Source organism: Frigoribacterium sp. AC759 (assembly GCF_979256015.1).
Window position 1 is genome coordinate 1 of sequence record NZ_CEEDMT010000035.1, and the last position, 18,563, is coordinate 18,563.

Consider the following 18,563-nt stretch of genomic DNA (forward strand, 5'->3'; position numbering starts at 1 on the left):
CGCCCCCTCCGCCCCCTCCGCGGCCGACGCGAGCGACACCGACCCGACCTCCGACCGCCCCGTCACGCGACGAGTGGTCGCCTCGCCGGCCGAGTTCGTCGTCGTGCCGACCCTCCCGGCCGTCGCGGCCGAGACGCCCGCGGTCGGAACCGCCGCCGGGTCGGAGGTCGAGCTCCGCCTGGAGTCCGGCCGCCTGCGCGTCACCGCCGATGTTCCCGTGCTCATCGCCGAGACCCTGATCGAGGGCTCCACCGGCACCTTCACCGCTCCCGACGGCGCGACCACTCCGATCACGCTCGAGACCGTGGTGCCCGGGGGCGACGACGACGCCGAGTCCCGCGTGATCCTCGACGCGGCGAACGGCGAGCTCGTGCCCGACCTGCTCGGGGCCGAGGGCCTCGTCGCCCTCGACATCGAGACCGTGCAGACCGGGAGTCTCATCGTCCCCACGGTCGCGGTCGCCGGCGGCGGATCAGGTGAGGCGCACCTCCTCGTCGAGCAGGACGACGGGACGTTCCGTCGCATCCCCGTCGTCGAGACCGGCCAGCTCGACGGTGAGAGCGCCGTCGAGCCGACGGACCCCGGCGATCTCGCCGAGGGCGACCGGGTGCGGATCGACTGATGGCGCTGCTGCAGCTCCACGGGGTGGGACGCACGTTCTCGGGCGCCGTCGAGGTCACCGCCCTCGACGGCGTCACCCTCGACATCGAGGCGGGGGAGTTCTTCGCCATCATGGGCCCCTCCGGCGGCGGCAAGTCCACACTGCTGAACACCATCGGACTGCTCGACCACCCCACCACGGGCACGTACACGATCGCCGGTGACGACATCGGCGGATCCACCTCGCGTCGGCTCGCCGAGACGCGGTCCGAGACCTTCGGATTCGTGTTCCAGGGCTTCCATCTGCTCGACCACCGCCCGGTCCGCGACAGCGTCGAACTGGGCCTCCTGTATCGCGCGGTGCCTGCCGACCGGCGCCGCATCCTCGCCGATCGAGCCCTCGAGCAGGTGGGCCTCGACGGGCTCGGCGACCAGCTCGCCGCCAAGCTCTCCGGCGGGCAGCGGCAGCGCGTGGCCATCGCTCGGGCCCTCGCCGCCGGCACACCCGTCATCGTCGCCGACGAACCCACCGGCAACCTCGACTCCGAGAACGGCGCTTCGGTCGTCGAGACCCTTCTCGCCCTCCGCGACGAGGGCACCACGGTCGTGCTGGTCACGCACGACCCGACCGTCGCCCGCGCGGCCGACCGGGTGGCGCACCTCCGCGACGGGCGCGTCGAGTCGGTCGCGACGAACGAGGTCGCCGTGGCCTCCGCGCTCGGGACGGGAGGCCCTGCCGACGCGACGGTCGTCACGGAGCCGACCCGCGCCTCCTCGGCTCCCCGATCGGCAGGCGAAGGAGGCGCGGGTCACCGACCCGAGAGACCGGGCCGCCCGTCACGCCTGCGGTTCCGAGACCTCGCGACCGACGCCGTGCGCTCCGTCACGTCGCGGCTCGGCAAGACCGCGGGGCTCGTGGCCGCCGTCGCCGTGGCGGTGGCGCTCGCCGTCGCCAGTCTCGGGCTCTCGGTGTCGGCCGGCGCCCAGGTCGGCGACACCTTCGATCTGCACACGAACCGCGACGTCGGGGTCTCGTGGGACTCCCCGGTCGATCCGACGGCTGAAGGGGAGGCTCCGGGGGCGATCGGCGGGGGCGCGGTCGTCGCTCCGTTCGGGAGCCCCGAGGCTGCGGCCGATGTGGCCGGCAGGCTCACCCGGGTCGCGGAGCTCAGCGGCGTGGAGTCGGTCGGGGCTCTGCACGAGCGCGGGTCGGCCGTCGTCCGGGCGACCACCGTGCGCGACGCCCTGCAGGCGCCGGTCGTGAGCATCGAGGGGGACCTCCTCACGGCCGCCCGCGTCGACGTCGAATGGCTCGCCCGCCACGGCCCGACGCTCGGCGAGCGGGAGGTGCTGATCGGCCGCAGTCTCGCCGCGCAGCTGCCCCTCGGTCCGCTCGCCGCGGCTCCCGTCATCACTCTGGGCGATGCCGAGGTTACCGTCGTCGGCATCGTCGACGATTCGCCGCGCGTGCCCAGCCTCGTCGGAGCCGTGACGACCGGTGCGCACTTCTTGCCAGGAGTCGAGACCCCCTCTCAGACATCCGTGCTGATCCGGACCGGTGCGGGCGCGGCTCAGCAGGTCGCCCGACAGGCGCCGCTCGCCATCGACCCCGTCGCCGCCGAGACGTTCCGGGTCGACGCGCCGATCGACCCGACCACCCTCCGCGCCGAGATCGAATCGGACGTCGAGTCGACCCTGCTCGCCTTCACCGGGGTGGCTCTGCTCGCCGCCGTGGCGGGTCTCGGCAACTCGATGGTGCTCGCCGTGCTCGAGCGCCGCAAGGAGTTCGGTCTGCGCCGGGCGCTCGGCGCCCGCCCGAGTCACATCGCCGGGCTCGTGCTCGCCGAGTCGATCGTGATCGGCGCCCTCGGCGGGCTGCTCGGTCTCGCCCTGGGGCTCGGAGCCGTGCTCGTCATGACCGTCGCGCGGCAGTGGATCCCCGTGTTCGACCTGAGACTCGCCCCCGCGGCGCTGATCGGCGGCGTCATCGTCGGGGCAGCGGGCGGGCTCGTCGCGGCCTGGCGGGCGAGCCGCATCGAGCCGCACGAGGCGCTCCGCCTCTGAGAGCCGAGGAGGCGCGGCGCCCCTCAGTCGCGCAACGCACCCACCGCGAACCGCTGGTTCGCCAGCACCGGCAGCGACCCGCGCGCCGCATCGACGGAGGCGAGGTCGACGTCGACGACGACCAGCTCGGGCTCGGCCCCCAGCTCGTGCAGCACCACCCCGAACGGCGACACCACCATGCTGTGTCCGACGCCGGTCGGTGCGGCCCCCGCCGTCTCGACGCCCTGCGACGCCGGGTCGCCCTGCCCCACGGCGACCACCACCGTCGTCGTGTCGACCGCCCGGGCGCGTGCGAGCAGCTCCCACTGCTCGACCTTGCCCGGCCCCGCACCCCACGACGCGCACACGACGCTCAGCTGCGCGCCCGCCGCCGCGTTCGCCACGAACAGCGACGGGAAGCGGATGTCGTAGCAGGTGGCCAGGCCGACGAGGGTCTCGCCGACCGTGACGGTCACGGCGCGCTCGCCGCCCTCGACCGAGTCCGACTCGGCGTAGCCGAAGGCGTCGAACAGGTGCATCTTGTCGTACGAGTCGTCGGTGTCGGCGGTCGGTCCGGCGACGATCAGGGTGTTGCGCACCCGCCCGCCCGACCCCGGCGTGAAGGCACCCGCCACGATCGTGGTGCCGAGGCGCCGGGCCAGCGCCCGCACCCCCGTGGCCCACGGCCCGTCGAGCGGCTCGGCGATCGCGCCGAGGTCGTTGCCGAAGGCGCACATGGCGGCCTCGGGGAACACGACCAGCTCGGCGCCCTGGGCGACCGCCGCCTCCGTCGTCCTCGTGATCTCGGCGAGGTTCGCCCGGGGGTCGGCCGAGCTGATGATCTGGGCGAGCGCGATGCGCATGGTTTCTCCGATCGGTGGTGTATACGTATGGTATGCAGATGAGCCCGGAATCGCCCGTCCCCGCGGCCTCGGGTCGCGACCGGGCCTACGAGTACCTCTACTCGCAGGTGCTCGTCGACCCCGCCATGCAGGGGGCGTTCCTCAGCGAGCAGGACATCGCCGAGCGGGTGGGCGTCTCGCGCACCCCGGTCCGTGAGGCGCTGCTGCTGCTCGCCTCCGACGGGCTGGTGCAGATGATCCCCAAGCGGGGCGTGCGGGTCCCCGTGATCAGCGGCCGCGAGATCGCCGAGCTGATGGAGCTGCGGGGCGTGCTCGAGCGTCACGCCGCCACCACGACCCTCGCCGCCGGGCGCGTGCCCCTCGCGGCGATGCGCGCCGTCCTCGCGCGGCAGCACGAGCTGAAGGACGTCGACCCCCGCGAGAGCGGCCAGCGGTTCATCGAGCACGATCGCGAGTTCCACCAGCTGCTCGTCGACGCCGCCGGTAACGACCTCATGTCGCGCAGCTACGAGAAGCTCCGCGCCCGGCAGGTCATGGTCGGCGTCGAGGCCCTCTTCCGCCGGACCGACCGGCAGGAGCGGGTGTGCGCCGAGCATGACGAGATCGTGGCCGCTCTCGAGTCGGGCGACGCCGAGGCCGCGCGAGACGCGATCGACCGTCACCTCGGGGTGACGCTCGACCTGCTCCTCCGCAGCTGACGGCACGGCGTCACCCGGGTCGACGAGCGTCGGCCGCTCGACGAGCGTCGGCCGCTCGACCAGCGTCAGTCGGTCGACGACGACGTCCCCGAGGAGGCGCGGGTCGCGTCGACCCCGTCCGTCGCCGGGGCGTCGGCCAGGTAGTCGGCGTCCTCCTGCACGTTCGAGTCGCGACCGAGCGCCAGCCCCACGAGGGTCAGTGCGACCGCCACGGTGAGGTAGATCGCCACACCGAGCCCGCTGCCCGTCTCCTCGAAGATGATGGTGAACATCAGCGGTGCGATGGCGCCGCCGAAGACGCCGGCGATCGTGTACGCCAGCGAGCTGCCCGTCGAGCGCAGTCGCGGTGAGAACTGCTCGACGATGAAGGCCGCCTGCGGTCCGTACATGAATGAGTGGAAGACGAGGGCCAGCACGATGCCGATGGTCAGCACGACCGTCGACGACCCGTCGGTGATGGCGAAGAAGACGTAGGCCCAGATCGCCGCACCCACGGCGGCGACGGCGTAGAGCAGTCGACGGTTGATGCGATCGGAGAGCGCGCCGGCGAGGGGGATGCAGGCGAGCTGGAACGCCGAGCCGATCAGCACGGCGACGAGCACCTGGCTGCGCTCGAGACCGAGGGTGACCGTGCCGTAGGTCAAGGTGAAGACGGTGAAGAGGGCGTAGGTGACGTCGGGTCCGATGCGGCTGAGGATGGCGGCGACCAGGGGGCGCAGCTGCGTGGTGAACACCTCGCGGACGGGAGCGGCCGGGGCGTCGCCCCGCGCCTCCAGAGCCTGGAAGACCGGGGTGTCCTCCAGCTTGAGGCGGATCCAGAGGCCGAAGCCGACGAGCACCGCCGACGCCAGGAACGCGACGCGCCAGCCCCAGTCGAGGAACGCCTCCTCGGTGAGCACGGCCGTGAGCACCGCGAGCGCGCCGTTGGCGAGGAGGTTGCCGGCCGGGGGACCGACCTGGGCGGCGGACGACCAGAAGCCGCGCCTCCTCGGATCCCCGAACTCGCTCGACAGCAGCACAGCGCCGCCCCATTCGCCGCCCACGCCGACGCCCTGGGCGAAGCGCAGCAGGACGAGCAGGATGGGCGCCGCGAGCCCGATCGTCGCGTAGCTCGGCAGCAGGCCGATCAGGAACGTCGCGAGGCCGATGATCAGCAGGGTCGTGACGAGCACGGGCTTCCGGCCGATCTTGTCGCCGAGCCGACCGAACACGAACCCGCCGACCGGTCGTGAGACGTAGCCGACGGCGTAGGTCGAGAACGCGAGGATGGTCGCCGTGTAGGGGTCGCTCGCCGGGAAGAACACGACGGGGAAGACGACGGCCGACGCGGCGGAGTAGACGGCGAAGTCGTACCACTCGAGGGAGGTGCCGGTCAGCGAGGCGGTGAACGCCTTCGCGAGCGAGCGGCGGCTGACCGGCGCCGTGTCGACTGCGGCGTCGGTGTCGGCTGCGGTTCCGGGCGTGGATTCGGGCCCGGAGGTCGGACCGGGGGCCTGGGGATCGGTGGTCATGGGCTGTCCTGTCGAGTTCGGTGGGGATCGGTCGGAGGGGTGGTGCCACGGCGATACTGTGTGTATACAGTAGGTGTACGACAAGCCCCGGCAACAGTGTCGCGGGCCGGAACGGCGCACTTTTTACCAGGCCGAAACACGCGACCACCCTCGAGGAGACCCCCATGAGCACGCTCCGCTTCACCCTGCCCGACGGCTCGACCGAGACCGTCGAGGTCACGCGCCTCCTGAACGCCGGCTACGCCGGTCGTGAGCAAGGCGAGGTGCAGGCGCACATCGCCGAGCTGGCCGAGCTCGGCGTGCCCGGCCCGACGACCACCCCGGCGCTCTACCCCGTCTCGCCCTACCTGGCGTCGCAGGCGACCGAGGTCGACGTGCAGCACGGGCGCACCAGCGGCGAGGCCGAGTGGGCCCTGGTCATCACCGACTCGGGCGTGCTGCTCACCGTCGCGTGCGACCACACCGACCGTGCGCTCGAGGTGCACGGCGTCGCGTGGAGCAAGAACGCGAGCCCCGACGTGCTCGGCACCCGCGCCTGGCGGCTGGACGACGTGCGCGACCACCTCGACGAGATCACGCTGCGCGGCTACGTCTGGGCGGGCGATTCGCGCGAGCTCATCCAGGACTCCACGCTCGGCGCCCTGCTGACCCCCGACTACTGGCTCGACGTGCTCGCCGAGCGCGACCTCGCGACCCCCGGCACCGTTCTCATCTCGGGCACCGTGGCGATGCTGCCGGGCGTCGACCAGTTCGCGGACTCGTGGTCAGTCGAGATGCACGACCCGACCACCGGCGACACCCTCGAGGCGGCGTACCGCGTCGTCCCGATGCCCGCGCCGATCGGCTGAGGCCGACCCGCGCCTCCTCGGCACCGGGCCCGGCCCGCCGGCCCTGCCCGTGCCGTCGACGCCGCCCGGTGCCCAGGCTCAGGCCCCGGACCCGTGCCGGCCGTCAGCGGGCGAGGCGCCAGAGGCGGTCGCGCGACATGGGCAGCTCGTGCGGCCGCACCCCGAGCGCGTCGCGGATCGCGTTCGCGAGGGCCGGGGCGACGGGGTTGTACGGCGCCTCGCTCATGCTCTTCGCGCCGAGCGGGCCGAGCTCGTCGTGGGTGGTCGCGAAGTGCACCTCGGTCTCGGGGACGTCCGAGAACTTCGGCAGCCGGTAGTTGCGCAGCGCCGTCGTCAGCACCCGCCCCTCGCCGTCGAGCATCATCTCCTCGTAGAGGGCCGTGCCGATCGCCTGGGCAGTGCCGCCCTCGATCTGCCCGCGCAGCTGTTCGGGGTTCAGCACCGTGCCGGCGTCGGCCGCCTGGATCGAGCGCAGCATCCGCACCTCGCCGGTCGAGCGGTCGACGGCCACCTTGAACGCGTGCACGTTGAACGCCACCGATCGGGGCGTGCCGTCGTGACTGCCGTCGGCCACGAGCGGACCGTCGGCCAGCAGCTCGTCGACCGTCACGAGACGGGTCCCCGCCGACCCAGCCGACCCAGCCGACCCCGCCGAGGAGGCGCGGGTCACCACGACCCCGCCGGGCACCACCTCGGGGGCGGTGCCGCCGTCGACGACGTCCGCCGCGCCTCCGGCGAGGGTCAGCGCACGGTCGATCATGGCGGCGCGCAGCTTGTGCGCCGCGGCCCAGAGGGCCTTGCCCGCCACGACGACGCCGGCCGACCCGAAGGCCCCCGAGTCGTACCGGGCGACGTCGGTGTCCGACTGGCGGACGGAGACCCGGTCGGGTGTCGTGCCGAGGGCCGTCGCGACCAGCTGGGTGTGCACCGTCGTCGTGCCGTTGCCGAACTCGGCCGTGCCGACGCCGATGTCGTAGCCGCCGTCGGGTCGCAGCTCGACGGTGGTGTCGGCGAAGTGCCCTCGGGGCGGCATGGTGGCGATCATGGCGAGGGCCATGCCGGTGCCGGTCGCCCAGGTGGGGCCTTCGGGGGCGGGCTGCGCGTCGGGGCCGGCCAGCGCCTCCTCGACGAGATCGAGGCACTGGTCGAGGCCGTAGCTGCCCCAGATCAGATCGGTCTCCTCGTCCGGGTCGGTGACGACCATCGCGTCGCCCGGCACGACGACGTTCTTCCGTCGCAGCTCGAACGGGTCGATGCCGAGCCTGATCGCGAGCTCGTCCATCGCGGACTCGATGGCGAAGATCACCTGCCCGAGGCCGTACCCGCGGAACGCGCCCGAGGGCAGGTTGTTCGTGTACACCGACTCGGCGTCGACCCGCTTCGAGGCGCAGCGGTAGACCGCGACCGACTCGTGCACCGAGTGGTACATGACGCCGACGCCGTGGTTGCCGTAGGCGCCCGTGTCCATCAGCTGGTCGACGTGCAGCGCGGTGAGCGTGCCGTCGGCCGTCGCGCCGAGTCGCACGCGCACCCGCATCGGGTGCCGGGTCGGCGCGATCGTGAACTCGTCGTCGCGGGTGAACTCGTACTGCACCGGGTGGCCGGTGGCCAGCACGGCGAGCGTGACGAGGTCTTCGGTCAGCAGCTCCTGCTTGCCGCCGAAGCCGCCGCCGACCCGCTTCGTGAAGACCCTGACCCGGTCTTCGGGCAGACCGAACACGTGGGCGATCTCGTCGCGCACCAGGAACGGCACCTGGCTCGAGGTGCGGAGCACGAGGCGCCCGTCGTCGTCGAGCCAGCCGCGGGTGGCGTGCGTCTCGAGCGAGCCGTGGCTGACCCGCTGCGTCGTCCAGGTGCCCTCGACGGTCGCGTCGGCCGCGGCCAGCGCCGCCTCGACGTCGCCGGTCTCGCCGTGCATGGCCGCGACGGTGTTGCGCTCGGGGAACGCGATGCGCGAGACCTCGCTGGTCTTCTCGCCGTGCAGCAGCGGGGCCCCGGGGAGCCGCGCCTCCTCCGGGTCGAAGACCGCGGGCAGCTGCTCGTACTCGACGACGATCGCGTCGCGGGCGAGCTCGGCCTGCCGGCGCGACTCGGCGACGACCGCGGCGACCCGCTGACCGCGGAACCTCAGCACGGGGTCGAGCACAAGGCCGTCGTCGGGGTCGTCTTCCCGGTCTTCGTGGCGACCGGTCGAGAACAGGGTGGCCGGCGAGTCGTGATGCGTCAGGACGGCGTGCACCCCCGGCAGGGCGAGCGCCGCCGTCGTGTCGATCGCGACGATGCGCGCGTGCGGGTGCGGGCTGCCGAGCACGGCGATGTGCAGCAGCGCGGTGGGGGCGGGGGAGTCGAGGGTGAACTCCTCGCGGCCCGTCACGACGCGCAGCCCGGCGGGCGCCTTGACCGAGCGGCCCGCCGCGTCGCCGACCGCCGGTGCGACCGTGTTGCCGACCCCGCAGATCGCGTCGCGGATCGACCGGTACCCCGTGCACCGGCAGATGTTGCCCTTCAGGAGGCGCGGGAGATCGTCGCGATCGGCCTCCGTGAACGTGGAGGCCGTCACGACCATGCCCGCCGTGCAGAAGCCGCACTGGAACCCGGCCGCGTCGACGAACGCCTGCTGCATCGGGTGCGGGGCGTCGGGGGTGCCGAGCCCCGCCGCCGTCGTGACCGCCCGGCCGTCCAGCCGGTGGGCCGGATACACGCACGAGTGCACGGGGTCGCCGTCGACCAGCACCGAGCAGGCGCCGCAGTCGCCCGCGTCGCAGCCCTTCTTCACCGAATGGACGCCGGCGTCGCGCAGCACCGTCCGCAGCACCTGCCCGGGCGCCACGGGGGCGTCGAGCGTGTCGCCGTCGACCTCGAAGACGACCCGGCGGCCGTTGTTCGTGATGCCCTGCACCCCTGTGGAGCCGTGCCGGCCCCGGGTGCCCTCGTCGTCTCTGCTCACCAGGAGCCCCCCAGTTCTCGTCGGATCTCCTCGGCGAAGCCCGTGCTCGTGGCCCGCCGCCAGTCGGGTGCCCCGTGCGGGTCGTCGTACCACTCGTCGACCCCGTCGAGCGCGGCCGACAGAGCCCTCTCGCTCGGCACCTCGTCGAAGCGGAGCTGCACGGGCCTGATCGTGCCGGCCGTCACGGTGACGACGAACTCGCCCGCCTCGGCCAGGCGCCCGGTGACCAGGGTGCCCGAGCGACCGAGCGGGCTCAGCGCGATGCGCCGGAAGGCCGTCCGCGACTCGAGCGACGCGGTCGGGATCTCGAGGGCTCGCAGCACCTCGCCCGGGGCCAGCGCCGACTCGCGCACGCCGGTGACGAACTCGGCCACCGGGGTGCGGCGCTCGCCGCCGTCGCTCGTCCAGACGACGGCGGTCGCGTCGAGCGTCGACATCAGCGACGTCATGGCGCCGGCCGGCAGGCCGAGCGCGACGTTGCCGCCCACGGTCGCGACGTTCCAGATCTTGAACGAGGCGAGCAGGCTCTCGGCGCACTGACGGATCAGCGGCGCCGCGGCCCACTCGGGTCGGGCCCGCAGCCGGGTGAGCTCGGCGATGGTGCAGGTGGCGCCCACGGTCACCCCGTCGGGTGTCTCGTCGAGAGGCGACCAGCCGAGCGAGGTGAGGTCGACGAGACCGGTGAGCCCCGGCTGCGCCTCGGAGTAGAGCCAGGTGCCGCCGCCCATCGGCCGCTCGCCCGGGGCGAACGACAGCTCCGCACGGGAGGAGGGCGTGCGGACGTCCGTCACCGTCACGAGGTCCATGCGATGCTCCCGCCTGTGGTCGTCGGCGTGCAGCCAGTCGTGGATACAGTGTCGTCCATGATCGACGTCTCCGAGAGCCAGCTGCGCGACCACCTCACGACCGCGCTGTCCGTGCAGCGCTGGGTCGACGAGGTGGCGTCCGGTGCCCCGTACTCAGACGTCTCCGAGCTGGTGGCCGTCGCCGAGCGCGCCGGGGCCGAGCTGACGGGCGACGAGATCGACGAGGCCCTCGCCCACCACCCCCGCATCGGCGAGGCGCCGGTCGGAGAGGGCTCGGCACAGGAGTTCAGCCGCCGCGAGCAGCAGGCGTCGCAGCTGACCGACGACCCCGCCGAGGTGAAGGCGCTCGCCGAGGGCAACGCGACGTACGAGGCGCGCTTCGATCGCGTCTTCGTCATCAGGGCCGCGGGGCGCAGCAGGCAGGAGATCATCGACGAGCTCGAACGGCGCCTCAAGCTCGACGACGAGACCGAGAAGCGCGAGGCGGGCGCCCAGCTGGTCGAGATCGCGGTGCTGCGACTGCGGCAGACCTTCGGCGAGACCAGCGCCGAGTCGGGGCGCTCGGCGGAGACGGCGTCGCCGCGCGCGACCGACCCCGCGGCCGACGCCGGCACGCTCCGCGCATGAGCCACGTCACGACGCACGTTCTCGATGCGGCGCTGGGTCGCCCGGCGGCCGGGGTGCCCGTCGCGCTCGCCGACGAGACGGGCGCGGTGCTCGCCTCGGCCGTGACCGACGCCGACGGGCGGGTCGGCGACCTCGGGCCCGACGCCCTCGCGGCCGGCGCCTACCGGTTGACCTTCGACACGGCCGCCTACTTCGCGGCCTCCGAGCGTCAGTCGTTCTACCCGCGGGTGACGATCGACTTCGACCTCGCCGACGAGGCCGCGCACTACCACGTGCCCCTGCTGCTCAGCCCCTTCGCGTACTCGACGTACCGGGGCAGCTGACCCGCCCCTCCTGCGCTCCGCCGCCGGCACCGGCCTAGTAGTCCGTCCGGTGGTCATGGGCCAGCCAGGCGTCGAAGGGGGCCGGGGCGTTCTCGGGTCGGACGGCGTCGACGGGGAGATCCCACGTCGCGCGGTCGCGACCGAAGAGCTCGTAGAACTCGAGGTCGTCGAAGCCGCCGCGCGCCGCGTCGTGCCGGTCGGCGGCGTAGACGACGCGGTCGACGCGAGCCCAGAGCGCCGCCGAGAGGCAGAGCGGGCACGGCTCGCACGAGGTGTACAGCGTCGCCCCGGCGAGCGAGAAGTCGCCGATCGCCGAGCAGGCGGCTCGGATCGCGACGACCTCGGCGTGCGCCGTCGGGTCGAGATCGCGGGTGACCCGGTTCTGTCCCTCGGCGAGCACCACGCCGTCGCGGACGATCAGCGCACCGAACGGGCCACCGCCGTCGGCGACGTTCGCGACCGCGAGGTCGATGGAGCGGGCGAGCCACTGGGCGTCGTCGGTGCCGGGCATGGCGCCTCCTGGGGTGTCGGGTTCGGGTGTCGGGGTGCGGACGAGAGACCGGTGCGTCAGGCCAGACCGGCGGAGGCGCGCCAGGCCTCGCCGGCCGGGGGAGCGTCGTCGCGGATGAGGGTCGCTTCGATCAGACCGTAGGGCCGGTCGGCCGCCCAGAACACCTCGTTCTGATTCTCGAGACCGAACCGGTCGAGATCGTAGGCGAAGTGGTGCCTGTTGGGTGCGACGAGGCGCACCTCGGCGATCTCGGGCACGGCCTCGAGCACCGCGCGGCCCATGTGCCAGAGCGTCTGCTGCAGAGCGAGCGACTGGAGGGTCGCGAAGTGCGCGACGAGCAGTCTCTTCACCTCGGCGTAGACGGAGTCCCACTCGACCTCGGTCGACGTGAACCGCCACTTCGCGTCGAGCGCCGTCGCCATCACGCGATCGTGGGTCTCGGGCAGGGTGGTGAAGTCGTCGCTGAGGAACCCCGCGAACTCCGACCCGGTCGACTTCAGCAGCACGAGGTCTTTCAAGCCGCCGATCACGTGCTCGCCGGTGGCGTCGACGGTGACGGCGGCCGTGCGGACCTCCTGACCGGTGCGCAGCCAGGTGTGGTCGTGCTCGACGCCGTCGACGACGGCGCGCTGCCAGGCGAACTCCTCGATCTCGATGCGGGCGCCCTCGACGGGCCCGACGTCGCGGACGAAGTGCCGGGCGAGATCGAGCCCGAAGCCCTCGATCGACTGGACGCCGTGCGACTTGGCGAACGCGAACGCCGTGTTCTTCTGGGTGTCGGTGGGCAGCACGGCCGACTGGTCGCCCTCGAGGTAGGCGGCCTCGAACGGGCCGCGCAGCGCGGTGGTCACGTTGAGGTCGCGGATCTCGTGCCGAGGGGCGTCGCGCACGATGCGCACGAGCCGTGACTCCGCTTTGCCGTACTGGTTGTCGCCGAGGATGATCGCCATGCGGTGATCCTCACACGGTCGTGTGAACGGCGTGTTTCACGATCGGCCGTTTGTGAACTGTTTGTTTCAGGGTCGCCCTCGGGAGGGGAGGTCGGGTCACTAGGGTCGGAAGGGCCCCGGTGAAGACCGTCCCGGGCGCGCGAGATCGAGAGGCCCCGCATGACCGACCCCCACGCCGCCGCACCCGCCGCAGCCGCCGCCCCCGTCGTCCCCGTCCTGCAGCCGGGCGAGGGCGACCTGCCCGGCGACGCCTACCTGCCGGCCACCCCCGAGACGACGCTCTGGGGTCGACTGCCCTGCGCCTCCGACGCTCCGGTGCTCTCGATCGAGTCGGGCTCGACGGTCACGATCGACACCGTCAGCCACGAGGGCGTGCTCGACGACCAGGGCCGCGCCCCGCTCGCCTTCTTCGCGTCGCACGGGGTGCCCGCCGACGCGGTGCTGCGTGACGCGGTCGAGATCGCGGCCTCCGACGTCTCGGGTCGCGACGCCTCCGTCGACGGTCCGCACGTGGTCACCGGCCCCGTCGAGATCCGTGGCGCGCGACCGGGCGACCTCCTCAAGATGACCGTCGTGACGGCGACGCCGCGCGTGCCCTACGGCGTCGTGTCGAACCGGCACGGGCGGGGCGCCCTCGCCGGCGAGTACCCGCTCGGCGACGACTCGGTCAGCGTCTTCGCGGCCGTCGACGCGGGCCCCGACGGACTGGTCGGCACGATGCCGGTCGTGCCGGGCGGCCCGCATGCGGTGCGATTCCCGCTGCGGCCGTTCCTCGGCATCATGGGCGTCGCCGTCGCGGGCGGCGAGCGTCCGCACTCGGTGCCGCCCGGTCCGCACGGCGGCAACATCGACATCAACCTGCTGACCGAGGGCGCGTCGCTCTACCTGCCCGTTCAGGTCGACGGGGCCCTGGCCTACGTCGGCGACCCGCACTTCGCGCAGGGCGACGGTGAGGTGGCGCTGACCGCGATGGAGGCGTCGCTGCGGGTCACCCTCCGCTTCGACGTCGTGCCGCACGACGTCGCCGTCGCGGAGTTCGGCGAACTGGTCGGCCCGCTCGCCGAGACGCACGAGCACCTCGTGCCCACCGGCATGGACCCCGACCTCGACGAGGCCGTCAGGGCCTGCGTCCGCGCCGCGATCGCCCTCCTCCGCGCCCGCTGGGGCATGGACGAGACCCTCGCCTACGCCTATCTCAGCGCCGCCACCGACTTCGACATCTCGCAGGTCGTCGATCTCGTCACCGGGGTGCACGCCCGCATCCGCGTCGCCGACTTCGACGGGGTCGACCGTGGCTGAGGGCGTCCCCGAGGAGGCGCGGGTCGACCCGGTCACCACCCTCGCCTCGGTCGAGGGGTCGCCGCCCGACGGTCTGCTCGCCGCCTTCGACGCGTACGAGCGTGCGCTCGCCGCCGACGACCAGGCGGCGCTCGCGGCGGCGTTCGAGCCGACCGCGACCGTGCTGCGCGCCGACGCCGGCGGGCTCCTCGTCGGGCACGAGGCGATCTCGGCGTTCCGTGGTCGACGGGGCTCGGGGCCGGTGCGTCGGGTGGTCGAGGTGCACGTTCGGGTGCTCGACGACGACACCGCGCTGATCGTCTCGGTCAACGCGCCGGCGGGTGGCGGGCGCGGGGTCGTCACCCAGCTCTGGCGCCGCGGTGCCGGCGCCGGTGCCGACGCAGGGGCCTCAGCCGGCGGCACCTGGCGCATCGCGTCCGCGCAGGTCCAGGCGCCGGCGCCCGCCGTCGACCGACGGGTGTGGCGCGTGGTGGGGGAGCCGCTCGTGCCGGGTCGGCGAGGCGACGGGGCGACCGGCACCGCGCCTCCTGCAGATCAGGGGGGCGGTGAGCCCGACCGGTCGCTCGTCGGCGAGACCGTCGCCGTGAAGGACCTCTTCGCCGTCGCCGGTCATGCGATCGGCGCCGGTGTGCCCGCGTTCCTCGACGAGGCGGCCCCCGAGACGGAGCACGCGTCCGCGGTGCGGCTCCTGCTCGAGGCGGGGGCGTCGGTGACCGGCATCGCCCAGACCGACGAGTTCGCGTACAGCATCGCCGGCCGCAACTCGGCGTACGGCACCCCGCCCAACCCCGCGGTGCCCGGTGCGATCTCGGGCGGATCGACCAGCGGACCGGCCGCAGCCGTCGCCCTCGGCCAGGCGAGCATCGGTCTCGGCACCGACACGGGCGGTTCGTTGCGCGTACCCGCCTCGTACCAGGGGCTCTGGGGTCTCCGCACGACGCACGGAGCCGTCGACCGCACGGGGCTGCTGCCGCTCGCCCCGACCTTCGACACCGTCGGCTGGCTGGCGCGCGACGCCGACACCCTGCTGCGGGCGGCTGCGGTGACGCTGCCCGCCGTCGATCGTCCGGGTGTCGATCAGCGCGGCGTCGACCCGTCGTACGTCGTCGACCCCTCGCTGCTCGCGGCCGTCTCGCCCGAGGTTCGGACGGCCTTCACCCGGTCGATCGACGAGGCCGTGTCGGCAGGGGGCATCGACCGCCCCGAAGACATCGCGCTCGGTGACGTCGCCGAGCTGTTCGAGCTGTTCCGCGTGCTGCAGGCGTACGAGGCGTGGCGGTCGAACGGAGCGTGGATCACCGCGCACCCGGGGTGCCTGGCCCCCGACGTCGCGGCGCGCTTCGCGTTCGGCTCGACGGTGTCGCCGCAGCGTGCCGAGGAGGCGCGGGTCGCCCTGGCCGACGAGCGTCGCCGCCTCGAGTCCCTCCTCGCCGACCGGGTGCTGCTGCTGCCGAGCGCGTCGTCGGCGGCACCGTCGCTCAGTGCGTCGGCGGCCGAGGTCGACGCGGTGCGGTCGGCGACCCTCGGGCTGACCTGCGTGGCCGGGGTGCTCGGCGCGCCCGCTGTCTCGGCGCCGAGACTCGAGGTGCCCGTCGCGGGGCCTGACGCCGGGCTCATCGAGGTGACGCGAAGGGGGCGGTCGACCGCGTCCGAGGCCACCTTTGAGGCATCTCGACGCCTGGCGCCGGTCGGACTCTGCTTCGTGGGGCCGCGGGGGTCGGACCTCGCGCTGCTCGGGCTCGCGGCGGCGTGGCCGGGCTGAGCCGCGCCTCCTGCACCGCGCCTCCTGCACCGCGCGTCCCGAGCCGTGCCTCCTGAGTGCGCCGTGCTCCCGCGCAGCACGAGTTCATCCGCCTGAAACACGGGTTGCGTAAGATGGGCCGGGTGAAACGAGTCTTCCAGCAGATCGATCCCCCCGCTCGACTGTTGATGGGCCCCGGCCCGATCAACGCCGATCCGCGAGTGCTGCGCGCCATGGCGGCGCAGCTCGTCGGTCAGTACGATCCGGCGATGACCGCCTACATGGACGAGACGCAGGCCCTCTACCGCGAGGTGTTCCGCACGGCGAACGAGCAGACCGTGCTCGTCGACGGCACCTCGCGCGCCGGCATCGAGGCGGCCCTGGTGTCGCTGATCGAGCCGGGCGACCGCGTGCTGGTGCCGGTGTTCGGGCGCTTCGGGCACCTCCTCTGCGAGATCGCCGAGCGCTGCGGCGCCGAGGTGCACACCATCGAGGTGCCGTGGGGCGAGGTGTTCACGCTCGAGCGGATCACCGCCGCGATCGATCGGGTGCGCCCGAAACTGCTCGCCGTCGTGCACGGCGACACGTCGACCACCGTCGCCCAGCCGCTCGAGGGCCTCGGCGAGGTCTGCGCGAAGCACGGCGTGCTGTTCTACACCGACGTCACGGCCTCGATCACGGGCAACGCCTTCGACACCGACGCGCTCGGCCTCGACGCCGTCACCGCGGGGCTGCAGAAGTGCCTGGGCGGTCCGTCGGGTTCGGCGCCGGCCACCTTCTCGCCGCGTGCCGTCGAGGCGATCCGGTCGCGGACGTCGATCGAGGCGGGCATCCGCGGCGACGGCGATGTCACGAGCAGCCGGCGCATCGCCTCGAACTACTTCGACCTCGCGATGATCTTCGACTACTGGGGCCCACAACGGCTGAACCACCACACCGAGGCGACGACCATGCTCTACGGCGCCCGCGAGTGCGCCCGGCTCGTGGTCGACGAGGGCCTCGAGCAGACCATCGCCCGGCACGCGCTGCACGGCTCGGCCATGCTCGCCGGCGTGCAGGGCCTCGGTCTCGAGGTGTTCGGCGATCTCGCGCACAAGATGAACAACGTCGTCGCCGTGGTGATCCCCGACGGGGTCGACGGCGACGCGGTGCGCGGCGCGATGCTGACCGACTTCGGCATCGAGATCGGCACCTCGTTCGGTCCGCTGCACGGCAAGGTGTGGCGCATCGGCACCATGGGTTACAACGCCCGTCGCGACACCGTGCTGACCACGCTCTCGGCGCTCGAGGCCGTGCTGCGCCGGGCCGGGGCCCCGATCGCGACCGGCGGCGGAGTGGGCGCGGCCTACGACGTCTACACCGACGCGGACCGCGCGGCGGCGACGGAGGCGGCGGCGACCGCAGCGGCCGCGACCGAGGCGGCGGCGACTGAGGCGGACGGCGTAGGAGGCGCGGCGTGAGTCCCGAAGAGGCCTCCGGCATCGCCGCCGACGCGCGCACGGTGCTCGAGCGCTGCGACGTGCTCGCCGCCGTGTCGTCGAGCAGCACGGGTCTGACCCGCGTGTACCTCAGCCCCGAGCACGCGCGGGTCAACGAGCTCGCCGGTCGGTGGATGGAGCAGGCGGGCATGACGACCTGGCTCGACGCCGCCGGCAACCAGCGGGGCCGCTACGAGGGCCGGGAGCCCGGGGCGCCCGCCCTGCTGCTCGGCTCGCACCTCGACACGGTGCCCGACGCGGGGCGCTACGACGGCATGCTCGGCGTGCTGCTCGCGATCGCGGTCGTCGAGCGTCTGAGCGCCGCCGGCATCCGGCTGCCCTTCGCCGTCGAGGTGCTCGCGTTCGGCGACGAGGAGGGCACCCGCTTCGGCACGGCCCTGCTCGGATCGCGCGCCGTGGCCGGCACCTGGGACGACGCGTGGTGGCAGCTCGTCGACTCGGAGGGCGTGAGTCTGCGCGACGCGTTCGTCGCGTTCGGGCTCGACCCCGAGGCGGTGGGCGACGCCGCGCCTCCTCGGGGCTCCGTCGTCGGGTATCTCGAGACCCACATCGAGCAGGGGCCGTACCTCGAAGAGGCCGATCGGGCGCTCGCCGTCGTCTCGTCGATCGCCGGGGCGCGGCGGTTCGAGCTGACCATGACGGGGGTCGCCGGGCACGCCGGCGGGGTGCCGTTCCACCGGCGGCACGACGCCCTGGCCGGGGCGAGCGAGGTCGTGCTCGCCGTCGAGCGCATCGCCCGCGACGCCGGCTGCATCGCCACCGTCGGGCGTCTCGAGGCGTTCCCCGGCGGGGTCAACGTGATCCCCGGGCTCGTCGAGTTCAGCCTCGATCTCCGGGCCGAGCACGACGACCGGCGCGACGAGGTCTGGGCCGCCATCGAGGCCGCCGCAGCCCGCACCTGCGCCGAACGCGGGCTCGTCTTCGCCGCCCACGAGACCCACTCGGCACCGGCCGTCGTCGCCTCGGCGGCGCTCGCCGACGCGGTGCGCACCGGCATCGTCGCGACCGGCGACGCCGATCCGATGACCCTGTTCTCGAAGGCCGGGCACGACGCCATGGCGATCGACGCCCTGACCGACTGGGCCATGCTCTTCGTCCGCTGCGGCAACGGCGGCATCAGCCACCACCCCGACGAGACCGTCACCGCGGCCGACGTCGCCGTGGCGCTCGACGCGTTCGAGGCGGCCGTCCGCGAACTCGCCGCCCGGCACGTCTCCGCCGAGACGACCGCATGAGCGACGCCCCCGCAGGAGGCGCGGGTCGGGTCGACCCCGCCGCCACCGCGCCTCCTGCGGGG

General features: G+C 73.5%; 16 protein-coding genes. 10 read left to right on the forward strand and 6 right to left on the reverse strand.

The features are described from left to right. Both ACZ6JE_RS14220 and ACZ6JE_RS14225 read left to right on the forward strand, forming a co-directional pair. The coding region (locus ACZ6JE_RS14220; protein WP_464319365.1) for an efflux RND transporter periplasmic adaptor subunit at nt 1-622 on the forward strand (622 nt) is incomplete at its 5' end. Continuing rightward, a complete protein-coding gene (locus tag ACZ6JE_RS14225; RefSeq protein ID WP_464319366.1) occupies nt 622-2,664 on the forward strand; it encodes an ATP-binding cassette domain-containing protein in 2,043 nt (680 codons plus the stop codon). The genes ACZ6JE_RS14220 and ACZ6JE_RS14225, both read left to right, overlap by 1 nt. Nucleotides 2,665-2,687: 23 nt before the next feature. On the opposite strand, the gene ACZ6JE_RS14230 is transcribed toward ACZ6JE_RS14225, so the two are convergent. After that, a complete protein-coding gene (locus ACZ6JE_RS14230) occupies nt 2,688-3,506 on the reverse strand; it encodes a carbon-nitrogen hydrolase family protein (protein WP_243215438.1) in 819 nt (272 codons plus the stop codon). Between the two features lie 38 nt (nt 3,507-3,544). Between ACZ6JE_RS14230 and ACZ6JE_RS14235 the strand changes: the two genes are divergently transcribed. Then, on the forward strand, nt 3,545-4,204 hold the full coding sequence (locus ACZ6JE_RS14235) for a GntR family transcriptional regulator (RefSeq protein WP_243215439.1): 660 nt from the start codon (nt 3,545-3,547) through the stop codon (nt 4,202-4,204). 65 nt (nt 4,205-4,269) lie between these two features. On the opposite strand, the gene ACZ6JE_RS14240 is transcribed toward ACZ6JE_RS14235, so the two are convergent. Beyond that, a complete protein-coding gene (locus ACZ6JE_RS14240) occupies nt 4,270-5,715 on the reverse strand; it encodes an MFS transporter (protein ID WP_464319367.1) in 1,446 nt (481 codons plus the stop codon). A 164-nt stretch (nt 5,716-5,879) separates the two neighbouring features. On the opposite strand from ACZ6JE_RS14240, the gene ACZ6JE_RS14245 reads away from it, so the two are divergent. Continuing rightward, a complete protein-coding gene (locus ACZ6JE_RS14245) occupies nt 5,880-6,563 on the forward strand; it encodes a DUF2848 domain-containing protein (protein WP_464319368.1) in 684 nt (227 codons plus the stop codon). Between the two features lie 103 nt (nt 6,564-6,666). Here ACZ6JE_RS14245 and ACZ6JE_RS14250 read toward each other — a convergent pair whose 3' ends face one another. Next, nucleotides 6,667-9,453, reverse strand: a complete 2,787-nt coding sequence (locus ACZ6JE_RS14250) for a molybdopterin-dependent oxidoreductase (protein WP_464319374.1) — start codon at nt 9,451-9,453, stop codon at nt 6,667-6,669. Nucleotides 9,454-9,506: 53 nt separating this feature from the next. Next, a complete protein-coding gene (locus tag ACZ6JE_RS14255; protein WP_464319369.1) occupies nt 9,507-10,316 on the reverse strand; it encodes an FAD binding domain-containing protein in 810 nt (269 codons plus the stop codon). A gap of 57 nt (nt 10,317-10,373) precedes the next feature. On the opposite strand from ACZ6JE_RS14255, the gene ACZ6JE_RS14260 reads away from it, so the two are divergent. Together ACZ6JE_RS14260 and uraH are read left to right on the forward strand one after the other, a co-directional pair. After that, nucleotides 10,374-10,943, forward strand: coding sequence for a 2-oxo-4-hydroxy-4-carboxy-5-ureidoimidazoline decarboxylase (locus ACZ6JE_RS14260; protein ID WP_243215443.1), 570 nt, complete (start codon nt 10,374-10,376; stop codon nt 10,941-10,943). After that, nucleotides 10,940-11,266, forward strand: a complete 327-nt coding sequence (gene uraH / locus ACZ6JE_RS14265; RefSeq protein WP_192061451.1) for a hydroxyisourate hydrolase — start codon at nt 10,940-10,942, stop codon at nt 11,264-11,266. The genes ACZ6JE_RS14260 and uraH overlap by 4 nt, the downstream gene beginning before the upstream one ends. 34 nt (nt 11,267-11,300) lie before the next feature. Here the strand turns inward: uraH and ACZ6JE_RS14270 are convergent, their stop codons facing one another. Together ACZ6JE_RS14270 and pucL are read right to left on the reverse strand one after the other, a co-directional pair. Further along, nucleotides 11,301-11,777: a nucleoside deaminase gene (locus ACZ6JE_RS14270; protein WP_320478248.1), complete on the reverse strand. Its 477-nt coding sequence runs from the start codon at nt 11,775-11,777 to the stop codon at nt 11,301-11,303. Nucleotides 11,778-11,833: 56 nt separating this feature from the next. After that, entirely contained in the window at nt 11,834-12,727 is an 894-nt protein-coding gene (gene pucL / locus ACZ6JE_RS14275) for a factor-independent urate hydroxylase (protein ID WP_192061449.1), read from the reverse strand. Nucleotides 12,728-12,886: 159 nt separating this feature from the next. On the opposite strand from pucL, the gene ACZ6JE_RS14280 reads away from it, so the two are divergent. From ACZ6JE_RS14280 to ACZ6JE_RS14295, 4 genes are all read left to right on the forward strand, one after another. After that, nucleotides 12,887-14,026 (forward strand): acetamidase/formamidase family protein, encoded by a 1,140-nt coding sequence (locus ACZ6JE_RS14280; protein WP_464319370.1) that lies wholly within the window; start codon nt 12,887-12,889, stop codon nt 14,024-14,026. Further along, a complete protein-coding gene (locus ACZ6JE_RS14285; RefSeq protein ID WP_464319371.1) occupies nt 14,019-15,788 on the forward strand; it encodes an AtzH-like domain-containing protein in 1,770 nt (589 codons plus the stop codon). The genes ACZ6JE_RS14280 and ACZ6JE_RS14285 overlap by 8 nt, the downstream gene beginning before the upstream one ends. 122 nt (nt 15,789-15,910) lie before the next feature. Beyond that, a complete protein-coding gene (locus tag ACZ6JE_RS14290) occupies nt 15,911-17,227 on the forward strand; it encodes a pyridoxal-phosphate-dependent aminotransferase family protein (protein ID WP_464319372.1) in 1,317 nt (438 codons plus the stop codon). Next, complete coding sequence (locus ACZ6JE_RS14295) at nt 17,224-18,501, forward strand: allantoate amidohydrolase (protein WP_464319373.1); 1,278 nt, start codon at nt 17,224-17,226, stop codon at nt 18,499-18,501. The genes ACZ6JE_RS14290 and ACZ6JE_RS14295 overlap by 4 nt, the downstream gene beginning before the upstream one ends. Nucleotides 18,502-18,563 lie beyond the last annotated feature (62 nt).

Excerpts from the sequence above, each read along its gene's own strand:
- ACZ6JE_RS14245 (WP_464319368.1), top strand. The coding sequence starts at position 5,880 with ATGAGCACGCTCCGCTTCACCCTGCCCGACGGCTCGACCGAGACCGTC.
- ACZ6JE_RS14260 (WP_243215443.1), top strand. The coding sequence starts at position 10,374 with ATGATCGACGTCTCCGAGAGCCAGCTGCGCGACCACCTCACGACCGCG.
- pucL (WP_192061449.1), bottom strand. The coding sequence starts at position 12,727 with ATGGCGATCATCCTCGGCGACAACCAGTACGGCAAAGCGGAGTCACGG.
- ACZ6JE_RS14235 (WP_243215439.1), top strand. The coding sequence starts at position 3,545 with ATGAGCCCGGAATCGCCCGTCCCCGCGGCCTCGGGTCGCGACCGGGCC.
- uraH (WP_192061451.1), top strand. The coding sequence starts at position 10,940 with ATGAGCCACGTCACGACGCACGTTCTCGATGCGGCGCTGGGTCGCCCG.
- ACZ6JE_RS14230 (WP_243215438.1), bottom strand. The coding sequence starts at position 3,506 with ATGCGCATCGCGCTCGCCCAGATCATCAGCTCGGCCGACCCCCGGGCG.
- ACZ6JE_RS14225 (WP_464319366.1), top strand. The coding sequence starts at position 622 with ATGGCGCTGCTGCAGCTCCACGGGGTGGGACGCACGTTCTCGGGCGCC.
- ACZ6JE_RS14270 (WP_320478248.1), bottom strand. The coding sequence starts at position 11,777 with ATGCCCGGCACCGACGACGCCCAGTGGCTCGCCCGCTCCATCGACCTC.
- ACZ6JE_RS14240 (WP_464319367.1), bottom strand. The coding sequence starts at position 5,715 with ATGACCACCGATCCCCAGGCCCCCGGTCCGACCTCCGGGCCCGAATCC.
- ACZ6JE_RS14280 (WP_464319370.1), top strand. The coding sequence starts at position 12,887 with ATGACCGACCCCCACGCCGCCGCACCCGCCGCAGCCGCCGCCCCCGTC.
- ACZ6JE_RS14255 (WP_464319369.1), bottom strand. The coding sequence starts at position 10,316 with ATGGACCTCGTGACGGTGACGGACGTCCGCACGCCCTCCTCCCGTGCG.